We start from the raw sequence: 12829 nt of genomic DNA, 5'->3' as shown, positions 1-12829 counted from the left end.
GCTCGGGAGCTAGCACAGCGCTCAGTGACACTCCTATTTGAAGGTGTGGACATGCGCAACCGAGTCCTCGTGCCAGCCCCGCCAGCATGGCAAGCACTGATCGACGAGTGGGCTATGACACTCGAAGCCGAGAACAAGAGCCCCCGCACGATCCGCGGCTACACCGACGCCGTCCGGTTCTTCCACCTCTGGCTGGCTGACCCCGTCGCGCCCCCGAACGTTGAGGACCCCATCGCGTGGCTCGCCCTGGTCCCGGCGGAGCCTGCCGAACCGGCCGACTACGAGCCGAACCACTACAAGCGCTGGATCGCCTACCGAATCGCCACGACAAGCCCCGGCAACGCGCACAACAATTACCGCGCGCTCCACGCTTGGGGGGTCTGGCTAATGGACGAAGACGAGCTCGACGTGCACCCGATGGCGAAGCTCAAACCCCCGCACGTCCCGGATCAGCCGCCGCCCGTGACACCCGTCGACTTCATGAAGAACGTGCTCAAGGATTGCCAGGGCAAGGACTTCATGAGTCGGCGCGACGAGGCGATCATTCGGCTGATCTGGGACACTGGCGGGCGACTCGCCGAGATCGCGAACCTGGATGTAGCTGACGTCGATTTGCAACGGCGTGTCGTCGAGGTCGTTGGCAAGGGCGGGAAACGCCGAGGGTTGCCGTTCAGCCCAATGACCGGCAAGGCGTTGGCTCGCTATCTCCGCGCGCGTTCCCGACATCCTCACGCCGCCGACGCAAATCGGTTGTGGCTCGGCGAGTTCCGTCGCCGGACACCACTTTCGGACAACGGCATAAAAATCATGCTTCGCCGACGGGGGCGCGCCGCAGGCGCCTCGGAAGCCCTAGGACGGAATCTGCATGCACACCTCGGCCGACACTTCCAGTCGCACAATTTCCTCGCCGAGGGCGGCAATGAGGGCGACCTCATGCTATTGAATGGCTGGACCACGCCACAAATGGCGCGACGGTATGGACGTAGCGCAGCGACCTCGCGCGCACATGAGTCTGCGCAGCGCATCCGCGTCGGCGACCTATTGTAAGACGACAGCCATGGACTACGCTAGCCAGCGTGAGAGCTTCGGCCACCTAACGCCGCATCAACAGCTCTTACGGGCTAGCGTGTCCGCGGAAAATATAGCCGCCGCCACAGGTGCGACGGTCGCAAGCGCGGACGACAAGTTTCGATCATAGACTTATTCGCGATGTCGCAATCCAGTCGCATCCCGGAGACGAAGCGAAGTCGCACAGCAGTGGGAGCCGGAAGGCCATCGAGGTGCACGGCCCGACTGGCTCGGATTGTCGGTAGCTCGATGTACGGTACCTGATGTGAACGATGCTCTCGCGCATGAACGCCTCAGCGAAATCCTCGGCTTGATCGACAGGTGGGGAAGCTTGTACGACCGACGCTGGGGATACCGACATCCATACGAGGAGCAGCCTGGACTTGACCCACAACTCGAAGACCTTGTTGACAAGGTACGAGAGCGAACCAGGCTGGCGCGCGATGTGATCGCCGCGATGGGTGAGACCCCCCTTGCGGACAAGGTTGTCGAGAAGAGTGAAGGCATGCACGGGCATCCCTTCACCCAAGCCCGCTTGGCTATCGTCGAAGCACTGGCAATTCTGTCACAGCGTGCCGAACTCGCTGAGATCGTCGGTCCGGTCGGACCGCGGTTGTCGGCATCCGAGCTGCACCCGGTGATCTGGGGTGCAGCCGCGCGACTCTGGGATGATGGTCACCACCGCGCAGCCGTCCAAACTGCAGCAACTGCGTTTGAGGGTTTACTACAGAGCGTGGCGGGCCCGAACGTTTCCGGCGAGAACCTCGGCCTCCTCTTCTCGACGAAGGATCCAGCCGCCGGATCGCCACGGCTGAGAATCCGAAAGCTGGACCCTAGCTCGAAGACCTGGAACTCGGTGCACGAGGGCGCTGCCGCACTGGTGCGAGGCACGTTCATGGGCGTGCGGAACCTGGTTTCGCACCCAGGATGGCCGGATCCGAGTCCTCGTGAGGCGTTGGAGATGCTGGCCACGTTGAGCTATGTCGCCCACCTCGTGGACCAGGCGGATGCGATCGAGGGCCAGTGACCGGGTCGCTGTTTGCTCGGATATCGGCGATGCGTCTCGATCGGGACGGAACGATGTCCATCGTATTTAAGGACGGTCGCGTCGCTGCGGCAGCCGGCAAGCACGAAGTTTTCACACCTACCAGCGCCCTCGCTTCGTCTACACATCACCCACACTCACGCCAATTGCACCTGCAAACTCTTCGAGGGCACAACGTCATCGTCGAATTGCCGCGGCCTGACGATCTGTCGCCCGTGGACGGCCGCCCGACCGTCTACCTGGACCAGAACCATTGGAGCACGCTGGCCAAGACGCTCCACTCACCTGAGCGAGTGCGCGATGAGCGTGAGCGTGCGGCTGCGAAGAAGCTCATCGCGCTGGTCACAGACCGGCAGGTGCTTCTGCCGATGTCATTTGGGCATGTAGCGGAGACATGCAAGCAAGTCGACTCAAATGATCGATACTGGCTCGCGTTGACGATCTTGCGGCTATCGGCCGGCTGGCAACTCCGGGCACCCCTGAGCCTCCGCAACTTCGAGCTGACGCAGGCTATGACCTCCCGATTTCGAGGCCGCTGCCTCCTTCCTCCTGCAGCGATCACCCTCGAGCCCAATGCCATAAAGGATGAGCAAGAAGAGCGCCTTGAAAAGATCAACTCGCAACTGCCGCCTGAGGCGAGATGGACGATCCACGCCGTCAGCAGCATCAGTAGCATCGCCGACACCATGCTGGACGACGAGCACGTGGCGATGAACCCAGTGGCTGCTTGGGTGGCGAGCCACCAGGGATTTGCTGACTTCCTTCACGACAATCCTAGCGAGAAGGAACTGAAGCGGCGTCGGACCCACGCGAAGTTCATGGCGGACACGCGTGGCGAAATAGCCATGGCGGCCGCCCGATCCGGCATCACGTCTGAAAATTTTTCAGCGTGGTTGCTCGAGCACAGTGAAGAGGACGTCAGGCGCATGCCGGCACTCGGCGTGTTTCGTGAGGTACTGCACGAGAAACTCGTTAGCACCGGCCTCGGATGGGAAGAGAACGACCTAATCGACATGATGTACCTGACGGCGGCGGCCGGCTATTGCGACCAAGTGGTCGGCGAGCGATCACACGCGTCCCACCTCACCAACGGCCTTCGCCGACTGGGGCGCGTAGGACACGTACATCGAAACCTTCACTCGTTGCTGGAAGAACTGTGAGCCGACTCAGCCTCGATGCGACCGCTGGGTCATCTAAATCGACCAGCACCTCCTCACCGGAGGGAAAGGGAAGTCGGTCCCCGTTGAAGACTTTGCAGGGCATGATCTGGGCGGCAGGTTACGAACGCGGAGAACTGACGGCCCACGTCTACGACGACGTTCCACCGGCTTTCCAGCGGTGGAGCACGAACGGCGAACCGGTCTACATCTACTCATCCGGCTCGGTCGCTGCCCAGCAGGCGTGGTTCGCCAGTTCGCCGGCAACAAGATCTCCGGCTCCACCAATTGCAAACCCTGCGGCAGTTCGCGGATCTCGGTCTCGGTCCGCGTAGCCCCAACTCACCGATGCGCCGCGATCAAGCTCGCATCGGGGACCTTGGTACGAGCGGTGATAACGTCGGCGAGCACGGCCTCGCCAGCGCCGCCCGGCTCGACGCGCCGACGGGTTCAGCTGCGAACACAACAGGCGGCAGTGCGCGCAGATCTTGAGCGGCTGCCCCACGTCGGACTCAGGAACGGGGCAACAAGCCCACGAGTGAGGTGATGATCGCGAGCCGCAGGGCGGCCGGCAGGTCGATGCGGTGAACCGCCAGGGCCGGCTCGGACTCGTAGACGGCCAGCAGGCTGGGCGGCGGCGAGGTGTAGCCGGACAATGCGCCGGCCACCAGCAGAACAGTCAAGCAAAACTGTTCTGCGTGGTCGCCCACTTCGGGCAGGTATCGAAGGACAAGGCCGGCCATCACCGCGAGATTGCCCAATGAAGCCTGCTTGTGCCGGCGAACCACCTCGACCGAGACGTTGTGCTCGAGCACTCCCCCCTGCGCGCCGTAGAGGTCGCAGAGCACCGCCTGGGCGGCGAGTGACCGGCTGAGCACGTCGGCCGCTTGTTCGGCACGGTCCACCGCGGACCGCCCCAGGTCGACACCGCCGGCCAGTTCCTGCTCCAGGTCGGCCAGCCAGGCCGCCGTCCGCTCGTCCATCAGGTCGAGCAGCACCGCCTCGCGGGATTCGAAATAGCGCAGCACCGCCGTCTTGGCCAGGCCGACCCGCCGGCTCAGCTCGTTCAAGGTCACCTCGGCGACCGGCATCTCGTCGAGCATCGCCGAGGCCGTCTCCAGGATCGCCCGGCGCCGCACCTCGCGCTGCTCTTCCGTGCGTGCCCGCTGGAACGTCATGCACCCACCCTAACTTGTGTACCGCCGGTACCTTGACACGGTACCGGCGGTACATTACCGTCGCCACATAAGTTACCGACGGTACATTAGGAGCTTGCGATGAACTGGACCGAGCAGCAGATCCCCCGCCAGGACGGCCGCGTCGCCGTGATCACCGGCGCCAACACCGGATTGGGCTTCGAGACCGCCCGGCGGCTCGCCGAGCGCGGGGCGGCGGTCGTGCTGGCCGTGCGCGACACCGACAAAGGCAAGCAGGCCGCAGCCCGGATCGACGGCGACGTCTCCGTGCAGGAACTGGACCTGACTTCCCTGGACTCGGTGCGCGCCGCCGCGGCCGCCCTGCGCACCACCCACCCGCGCATCGACCTGCTGATCAACAACGCCGGCGTGATGTACACCCCGAAACAGACCACCCACGACGGCTTCGAGATGCAGTTCGGCACCAACCACCTGGGCCACTTCGCGCTCACCGGGCTGCTGCTCGACTCGCTGCTGCCGGTGCCCGGCTCGCGGGTGGTCACGGTCAGCAGCACCGGTCACCGCATCCGCGCCGCCATCCACTTCGACGACCTGCAGTGGGAACGTTCCTACAGCCGGGCCGCCGCCTACGGCCAGTCCAAGCTCGCCAACCTGATGTTCACCTACGAGCTGCAACGCCGGCTCGCCGCGCACGGCAGCACCACCGCCGCCGTGGCCGCACACCCCGGCGTCTCCAATACCGACCTGGTCCGCAACACCCCAGCGGTCGCCCGCCGGCTGATCACCTGGCTCGCTCCGGTGCTCGCCCAGCCCGCGACGGCGGGCGCGCTCCCAACTTTGCGGGCCGCCACCGACCCGTCCGTCCTCGGCGGGCAGTACTACGGGCCCGACGGTCTGGCCGAGCGGCGCGGCGCCCCGAAGCTGGTCACCTCCAGCCCGGACTCCTACGACTTCACCGTGCAGCAACGCCTTTGGGCCGTCTCGGAAGACCTCACCGGCGTGCGATTCCCCGTCGGCCAGGCAGCCGCCACGGCCTGAGCAGCACCGAGGGAGCGCCACACTTCGTCACGCCACCTAGCCGGACGACCTGCGAGCAGATGCGGCGGCGATGCACCACGGCCCGGAAGTCGCGCACGACGGTGACCGGACCGAACTCGTATTGCCCGGCCGGACGCGCCGTCCATCGGCTAGCCGGTGGGCAGGTCGATCTCGGCGTGCCGCGTTGCCAGCGTCGACGCCACCTCGGCCAGCTTGACGTTCAGATCTTGCGACGTCCGACGCAGCACGTCGAACGCCGCGTCGGCCGACACGCCGCGGCGAGCCATGATGATGCCCTTGGCCTGGCCGATGACGTCCCGGCTCTCGATCGCCTTGCGCAGGTGCGCAGCCTGCAGCTCGGCGCGTGTCACGGCGTCGGTGGTGGCCAGGGCCAGCGAGGCGTGCGTGGCCAGCAGCAGCAAGACGTCGCGATCGGCCTCGTCGAGCCCGTTGACGACCCGTGAGTAGACGTTGAGAGCCCCGATGGACCGGCCGTCCGGCGGGCCTGGGATCAGCGCGGTGGCGAGAACCGACCGCACGCCCAGATCCATCGCGGCCGGCGCCCACCGCGGCCAACGCGGTTCATCGGCCAAATCGCGGCACAGGGCTACGGCAGGGCCGCCGGGGACGGCTGCTTCGACGCATGGGCCTTCGCGGAAGCGGTACTGCAGCACGTCGAGGTCCGTGGCGACGTCGTCGGTCTCGGCCGGGGTGTGGAAGCCGCCGTCGTCGTCGAGCAGGGTGAAGCTGGCCAGGTCGGCCGCCGGGATCATCAACGTCGTGGCGTCGAGCACGCGCTGGAGCACGTCTTTGACCGAGGGAGCGGCGAGCAACGTGGCCGTCAGCTTGGCGAACTGCTCGGCCAGCGGTCCGGGACCGGGCCGGGTCCGGTCGGTGTCCGACGCGAACGCTTTTCTGTCGAGCTGCCAATCCTGCTCACTGGTCATGCCGTCAGTCCTCGACGAGGGAAGGTTTCAGCAGACCTGGGCGGGGTAGGGAGAGCGCGGGTCTGATCGGCTCGTCTGAGAGCCGCGGACCTAGACCCCGCCGGCTCTAGAAGCAGGGCCGGCGGGGTCACCGTCCCAGCCCCAGCAGGTGCGTGGTGGTGGAACCGGTTTGTCGAGCCGGCGCACGGCGGCGGCCAGCGCACCATGGTCGTTGCTGTCGGCCAGCACGTCGTGCACATCCGCCAGTTGCAACACTCGGCGGACCTCGCCGTGGGCATGGCGGACTTGGTAGTGGACGCCGTGGCCGACCGCGGTCGAGTAGCCGGACAGCAAGGCATGTATCCCGTCGCTGCTCAATGCCGTCAACTCCGCCAAGTCGACCACCAGGCGTTCAGGGTGGTCCTCGGCGATCAGGCTCGCTATCCGAGACTGGAGGCGAGCGGGTGCGTTCCCGAGCATCTCGCCCGTCAGATCGAGCTCGAGGTGCCGGTCGGCGGTGGGTCGGAGCCGCATGGTGAAAGTCATCGCCCGACTCCCGTTCGTGTGCGGCAGCGATGACCTCGTCTGGGAACGGCTGCAGCCAGGCCGAGGATACGCTCACGAGCCACGTCCCACCTTGCGCATTTGGCGTAACTTCGACGACGCGCAGCTGGAGAAAGCTCCATAAAGGACGAGGATGAAGCAGGTTCCTGCGAGGGCCTTTTCAGGAATGGGAAAGCGGTGTGCTGAGATACGGCAGTGGAGTGCGATTCTTCCGGAGAACCAGCCGGTGATGCCGATCCGGTGACTGAGAACGAGCAGCTGCGTGAGGCGTTGGCGACCCAGCCTGTGATCGAGCAGGCCAAGGGCATGCTGATGCTGCTGCGCAGCTGGACCGCCGACCAAGCGTTCGAGGCGTTGGTCGTCGTGTCGCAACACACCAACGTGAAACTGCACGACGTCGCCAAGATTGTCGTGTCCGCCGGCAGCCGCGCCGGGCACGGGATCGGCGATCTTGAGGTCGAGCGTGCTGTGCTTGTCGCACTCCGCACTCACGTTGGCAGTGCCTCGGTCTGGTAACGCTCTGTCGAAGACAGTCAACCGGCAACGTCGTTCTCCGCCGGCTGCCCTCCGGCGGAGAACGAAACTAGTGTGCTCTGCGCGCAGCACCTTGTCGCCGAGTTCCGAAAAAATTCGCTTGTCACAGCGACGACGATCACCAGGCCTAAGGTCGGGAGCGGGCCAATACCGGGTACAGAGCCCAGACTCGATCAGAATCCGGGTCACCGGCTCGGCTTTGCGTGCGGTGGACACCGACCGCGGCCTCACCCGGATCGGCCGGGCACCGGCTGGTCGAGGACCTCCCCGTCGAGTTCCCTCGCCACCACGGCGAGCCGCTCGCGCAGCCACGCGTGCTCGATGTCGTGCTCGTAGACCGGATGCCACCAGAACGCCTCCACCAGCGGCACCGCCTCGAACGGGCAGTCCAGGATCCGCAGGTCCGGACGATCCGCGATGCGCCGGGCCAGCCGTTCCTGCAGCAGCGCGATCCGCCGCGTGCCCGCCACGAGGAACGGCACGCCCAGGAAGCTGTCCGCCGTCACCTGCACCACCGGCTCGACGCCCAGCAGCTGCAGCTGACGCGCGGCCGGCGTCGACCCGCGCGGGCCGCCGAAGGCGTCCACCCAAGGCAGCCGGGCGAGGTCGGCCAGCGTGAGCCGCTCCCCCACTTCAGGGTTCTCCGTGGCGACCACGCATACCCAGCGGTCCTGGTAGAGGTCGGTGTGCGGCAGGTCGGGCAGGAAGCCGTGGGGCATGAAGACGCCGTCGACGGCGCGGAACCCTTCGTCACCCTGGCCGACGAACTCCGGGGTGATGTGCCGGACCCGGACGTGCATGCCGGGCGCGTGCCGGTCGAGGTCGGCACACAGCGCCTGGATCGCCACCGCCATCGCGTAGTCGGACGCGACGACCGTCACCTGCCGCTCGGACGTCTCCGGGTCGAAGGTCGCCTGGCTGCCGAACACCCGCTCGGCGCCGTGCAGGACGTCGCCGACCATCCGATTGAGCCGGCCGCCCAGCGGCGTCAGCTCGTACTGGTTGCCCACGCGGTGCAGCAGCTCGTCGCCGAAGTGGCGCCGCAGCCGGGACAGCGACGCCGACATAGACGGCTGGCTGATCGCCAGCCGGGTCGCCGCGCGCGTGACGCTCCGCTCGACGAGCAGCGCGTCCAGCGCGACCAGCAGGTTCAGGTCGAGCGAGCGGAGGTTCACCTCGTCAGGATAGGTCTCCCGAGCGGCCGCGCCCGGCGAACGTGTCGGCCACCCAGTCGGCGATGTAGGTGCTCACGTGAGGCAGGTGGTCGAGTCCGATGTGCTCGGTCGCGCCCTCTTCGGGGGTGAACACCCGCAGCTCGCGCTGGGGTGAGTTGACGGCCTGGTCGTAGGAGCGGTGCGCGTATTCCAAGGGGATCTGGCGGTCGTTCTCACCGTGGGCGACGAGGAACGGGACGGTGATCTTCTCGACGACGCCGTCGAGGTGGATGTCGTCGGCGAAGGCGATGAACGTGTCCAGGTCGTCGTGGCCCCACACCCACAGCACGTGCTCCCAGTAGTGCGGGACCGGGCGCTCGCCCTCGCGTTCGAGACGGCGGCGCTGCACCGCACCCCAGTTGTGGTTGGCACCCCAGGCCACGCACAACGCAAAGCGCTTCTCGAAGGCGGCGGCCCGGGGCGCGTAGTAGCCGCCCAGCGACCAGCCGACGATGCCGATCCGCGCTGGGTCGACGTCGTCACGCTGTTCGAGCCAGTCTACGGCGGCGCCGGCCCACGCCTCGCTGTCGATCCGGGCCGTGATCCCCTGAAGCCGCAGGGCTTCCCCGGTTCCGGGTTGGTCGAGCATGAGACACGAGATGCCGCGGGCGGCCAGCTCTTCCCAGTGCGCGGAGCCGTACATGTGCTCCTTGGTCGAATCAAGGCCGTTGACCAGCACGACAACGGGCGCCGGAACGGAGCTCCCTGCACTGAAGTAGGCGGGCAGAGTCGTTTCTCCATAAGGGATCGACACCCGCGACACGCGCGGATCGCGCAGCTCGAACGACTTCTCGGCAAGTGCCAGCACTCGGCGGTAAGTGGGGATCCGGTCGGGGTTCGAGTGGGCGAGCATGCGTTCGGCCTGGCAGAGGTAGTCGGTGGCGCGGAAGTACAGCTGCCCCGCGGTCCGCGCATGCCCGGCCTTCTCGGCCTCTTCGGCCTGCGCGACGAGCTGGTCGGTCAGCGCCGTCCACGCCCGCAGGAAGTCCGGCGTGCCCGCGTCGGAGCCCTGCGCGGCGGCCTCGCGGATCGGGCGGCAGGCGCGGTCGACCTCGTCGATCAGGCCACCGGAGTTGAGCGCGGCGACGACGCCGAGGTTCCACACGTAATTGCCGGGGAAGTACTCGAACACGGTCTGTCCTTTCAGGATTGTCGGGGACGCGCCGGGCGCACCGGCGGCAGGGTTTCGCCGGCCACGACGGTGTTGCGGATGGTCCCGATGCCTTCGACGGTCATCTCGACCTCGTCGCCCGGCTTCAGGGGCGCGTGGGTGCCGCCGCGGCCCCACAGCTCGGCCAGGCAGCCGCCGTTGCCGCACGTGCCGGAACCGAAGACGTCCCCGGGCCGCACCCGGGTGCCGCGTGCGGCGTAGGCGACCAGTTCCTCGAACGGCCAGCCCATGTTGGACAGCCGGTCGTGCCCCACTTCGACGCTGTTGACCGAGACGCGCATGTCCAGGGCGAGGAAGCCGTCGGCGTCCCGGTAGGACTCCAGCTCGTCGGCGGTGACCAGCCACGGGCCCAGCGTCGTCGCCGAGTCCTTGCCCTTGGCCGGGCCGAGGTTGACCTTCATCTCCCGGCGCTGCAGGTCGCGGGCGGACCAGTCGTTGAAGATCGTGTACCCGAAGATCCCCTCGGATCCCACGACCGCGGCGACCTCCAGCTCGAAGTCGAACAGCGTAGAGCCGGGCGGGACCGGGACGTCGTCGTGCGCGCCGACGAGCGCGGCGGGGTTGGTGAAGTAGAACGTCGGGGCCTCGTACCACTCGGGCGGCACCGGACCCGGCGCGACCATGCCCTCGACGTGCTCCTCGAAGGCGACGAAGTCCCGCACGCTCGGTGGCTCGAGCGGCGGCAGCAGCCGGACGTCGTCGAGCGGGACGGCCGGGCTCGCCAAGGCCTCCTGGCCGGCTTCGTGTGCCGCGGGAAGCCCGGCCCGCACGAGGTCGAGGACGGTGACCTCCGCGGACAGGGCGTGAATCCCGGCCTCGGACACGACGCCGGCGCGGACGTGCCCGGCGCGTTCGTAGGTGGCGAGGCGCATCAGACTGGAGGAGCCACGAACAGGCCCCGGTCGGGGTCGTTGAACGACCGGGAAGCGACGAACTCGTTCATCGCATTGGCGGTCCCCCACTGGTCGCTGACTTCGGGCCGGGTGAAGTCGTAGAGCTGTGGGTGCCAGGTGTCCTCGTCGATCAGCTCCAGCTCGGTGGTGTACTCGACGGTGTTGCCGTGCGGGTCGAGGAAGTAGCTGAAGGTGTTGTTGCCGGCCAGGTGCCGGCCGGGTCCCCAGATCTTTTCGACGCCGGCGCGCAGAAGGCGTCCGGTGCCGCGCATGTACTCGTCGATCCCGCGCATCTCGAAGGACGCGTGGTGCAGCGACGGGTGCGGGCCGCGGGCGATGGCGAGGCTGTGGTGCCAGGCGTTGATGCGCAGGAACCACATCATCCCGCCCATCTTCGGGTGGATCAGGGTGTCGGACAGGCGGAACCCGAGGTGGCGCTCGTAGAACTGCCGGGTGCCGTCGGGGTCGGCCGAGTTGATGACGGCGTGGGAGAGGCGGACGGGGATGGCCTCGCCCGCATCGACCTTGCGGTGGGTCCTCGCCGCGACGTCGGCGCTGATCTCGATGGTGCGGCCTTCGTTGTCGAAGAACCGGAACCCGTAGCCGCCGCCGGGGGTGTGCAAGGCGCGCGGCTCGTGGACGAGCGTGACGTCCGCGGTGGCCAGCCGGGCGGCGAGCGTGTCGACGTCAGCCGCGGTCGCCACGCCGAAGGCGATGAGGTCGATCCGCTTGTCCTCGGCTTGGCGCAGCCGGACGACGTACTGCTCGGGCGAGCCTTCCGCGGCGAGGAAGGCGATGCCGGTGTCCGTGTGCTCGGTGGTCAGGCCCCACGCGCCGGTGTAGAAGTCCTGTTGGCGGGCGAGGTCGGGCACGGCGAGGTCGACGTGCCGCAGGTGGGTGATCACGGGTTTCCTCCGGGCGGGGTTCAGGCGGGTTGGCTGACGAGGGCGGCGACCCGGGCCATCAGGCCGGGGACGTCGCCCTGCTCGCGGTCGAGCAGCCACTGGCCGAGCTGGTTCGAGGCGTCGACCACAGCGGTCGCGCGCGCGACGCGCCGCTCGGTGAAGGCGGTCCACAGCGCATCGTCGAGGACGTCGGCGTCGAGCAGCAGTTCACTGAGGACGCCGGCGTCCTCGAGGGCCTGGGCGCCGCCCTGGGCCAGGGTGGGCGGGCAGGCATGGGCGGCGTCGCCGATCAGCACCACGCGGCCGCGGTGCCAGGGCGCAGGCAGCACGTGCGTCTGGAACCAGGTGTAGTTGACGCGGGCCGGGTCGGTCAGCGTGGGCAGGATGTCGTCCCACGGCCCGTGGTAGGCCGAGGCGAGTTTGCGCATCGTCCCCAGGCGCCGCTGCGGGGTGAGGAAGCTGCGGTTCTGCGCGTCCTCGACGACGTAGGCGTACAGCGAGTCCTCCCCGGTCGGGCAGTAGCCCGCGATGTAGCAGGGTCCGCCGTAGAAGAGGTCCGTGCGGGTGACCGACGCCGGCCGCGGGCCGAACGCCCGCCAGATCCCCATGCCCGTCGACCGGGTCTTCAGCTCGATGCCGAGCATTCCCCGGACCGCCGAGCGGATCCCGTCGGCGCCGACCACGAGGTCGTACCGGCCTGCTGTCCCGTCGGTGAAGGTGATGTCCACCCGGCCGCCGTCTTGTGCCAGTTCGGCCACGGTGACGCCGAAGCGGATCTTCGCACCGGCGGACGCCGCCCGATCGTGGAGGATCAGGGCGAGGTCGGGGCGGGGCATACCGAGCGTGGCCGGGAGGTCAGAGCCACCGGTCCGGACGTCCGGCATTTCGACGAGCAAGGTGCCGTCGGGTGCGCGCAGGCCCAGGCTGTCGAACCCGAACCCGTTCCCCCGCACTTCCTCCCACACGCCGAGGTCGCGGAGTTCCCGCAAGGCGTTGCCCTGCAGGGTGATACCGGAACCGAGGGCGGTGATCCCGGGTTCGACCTCGACCAGGTCGACGGCGACACCCCCGGCGGCGAGGTGGATCGCGGTGGCCGTGCCGGCGAGACCGCCACCGACGACGAGGACGGTGTGCACAGCGGGCATGAGGGCTCCTCC

At 67.7% G+C, this 12829-nt stretch carries 13 protein-coding genes; 5 read left to right on the top strand and 8 right to left on the bottom strand.

Annotated features, from left to right (window positions below):
* Window positions 1-51 precede the first annotated feature (51 nt).
* The 3 genes from xerC (at window position 52) to ACIQWX_RS25810 (ending at window position 3273) form a co-directional block, all read left to right on the top strand.
* Entirely contained in the window at window positions 52-1047 is a 996-nt protein-coding gene (gene xerC / locus ACIQWX_RS25820; RefSeq protein ID WP_400876101.1) for a tyrosine recombinase XerC, read from the top strand.
* A gap of 286 nt (window positions 1048-1333) precedes the next feature.
* Entirely contained in the window at window positions 1334-2095 is a 762-nt protein-coding gene (locus tag ACIQWX_RS25815; RefSeq protein ID WP_400876098.1) for a TIGR02391 family protein, read from the top strand.
* Window positions 2092-3273, top strand: a complete 1182-nt coding sequence (locus tag ACIQWX_RS25810; RefSeq protein ID WP_400876096.1) for a hypothetical protein — start codon at window positions 2092-2094, stop codon at window positions 3271-3273. The genes ACIQWX_RS25815 and ACIQWX_RS25810 overlap by 4 nt, the downstream gene beginning before the upstream one ends.
* Window positions 3274-3782: 509 nt before the next feature.
* Here ACIQWX_RS25810 and ACIQWX_RS25805 read toward each other — a convergent pair.
* Entirely contained in the window at window positions 3783-4448 is a 666-nt protein-coding gene (locus ACIQWX_RS25805) for a TetR/AcrR family transcriptional regulator (RefSeq protein WP_400876094.1), read from the bottom strand.
* A gap of 99 nt (window positions 4449-4547) precedes the next feature.
* Here ACIQWX_RS25805 and ACIQWX_RS25800 point away from each other — a divergent pair, with 99 nt between their 5' ends.
* A complete protein-coding gene (locus tag ACIQWX_RS25800) occupies window positions 4548-5465 on the top strand; it encodes an SDR family NAD(P)-dependent oxidoreductase (protein WP_400876092.1) in 918 nt (305 codons plus the stop codon).
* Window positions 5466-5614: 149 nt separating this feature from the next.
* Here the strand turns inward: ACIQWX_RS25800 and ACIQWX_RS25795 are convergent, their stop codons facing one another.
* Together ACIQWX_RS25795 and ACIQWX_RS25790 are read right to left on the bottom strand one after the other, a co-directional pair.
* The gene (locus ACIQWX_RS25795; protein ID WP_400876089.1) at window positions 5615-6412 is read right to left on the bottom strand and encodes an ANTAR domain-containing protein; all 798 of its coding nucleotides are present in this window, start codon (window positions 6410-6412) and stop codon (window positions 5615-5617) included.
* A gap of 90 nt (window positions 6413-6502) precedes the next feature.
* Window positions 6503-6937, bottom strand: coding sequence for an STAS domain-containing protein (locus tag ACIQWX_RS25790; RefSeq protein WP_400876086.1), 435 nt, complete (start codon window positions 6935-6937; stop codon window positions 6503-6505).
* A gap of 258 nt (window positions 6938-7195) precedes the next feature.
* Between ACIQWX_RS25790 and ACIQWX_RS25785 the strand changes: the two genes are divergently transcribed.
* Window positions 7196-7471: an ANTAR domain-containing protein gene (locus ACIQWX_RS25785; RefSeq protein ID WP_400876084.1), complete on the top strand. Its 276-nt coding sequence runs from the start codon at window positions 7196-7198 to the stop codon at window positions 7469-7471.
* A gap of 245 nt (window positions 7472-7716) precedes the next feature.
* Here the strand turns inward: ACIQWX_RS25785 and ACIQWX_RS25780 are convergent, their stop codons facing one another.
* Genes ACIQWX_RS25780 through ACIQWX_RS25760 form a run of 5 tightly spaced genes read right to left on the bottom strand, consistent with a single transcriptional unit; the run spans window position 7717 to window position 12817 of the window.
* Window positions 7717-8664, bottom strand: a complete 948-nt coding sequence (locus ACIQWX_RS25780; RefSeq protein WP_400876082.1) for a LysR family transcriptional regulator — start codon at window positions 8662-8664, stop codon at window positions 7717-7719.
* A gap of 4 nt (window positions 8665-8668) precedes the next feature.
* Complete coding sequence (locus tag ACIQWX_RS25775) at window positions 8669-9835, bottom strand: alpha/beta hydrolase family protein (protein ID WP_400876080.1); 1167 nt, start codon at window positions 9833-9835, stop codon at window positions 8669-8671.
* 11 nt (window positions 9836-9846) lie between these two features.
* The gene (locus ACIQWX_RS25770; protein WP_400876077.1) at window positions 9847-10746 is read right to left on the bottom strand and encodes a fumarylacetoacetate hydrolase family protein; all 900 of its coding nucleotides are present in this window, start codon (window positions 10744-10746) and stop codon (window positions 9847-9849) included.
* The gene (locus ACIQWX_RS25765) at window positions 10746-11672 is read right to left on the bottom strand and encodes a VOC family protein (RefSeq protein ID WP_400876075.1); all 927 of its coding nucleotides are present in this window, start codon (window positions 11670-11672) and stop codon (window positions 10746-10748) included. The genes ACIQWX_RS25770 and ACIQWX_RS25765 overlap by 1 nt, the downstream gene beginning before the upstream one ends.
* Before the next feature lie 20 nt (window positions 11673-11692).
* Entirely contained in the window at window positions 11693-12817 is a 1125-nt protein-coding gene (locus tag ACIQWX_RS25760) for an FAD-dependent monooxygenase (RefSeq protein ID WP_400876073.1), read from the bottom strand.
* Window positions 12818-12829: the final 12 nt, after the last annotated feature.

The sequence above is a fragment of the Amycolatopsis sp. NPDC098790 genome (assembly GCF_044759945.1).
Lineage (GTDB): Bacteria > Actinomycetota > Actinomycetes > Mycobacteriales > Pseudonocardiaceae > Amycolatopsis.
The sequence above is the reverse complement of the archived record's forward strand: the minus strand, read 5'-3'. Positions and strand labels throughout refer to the sequence as shown.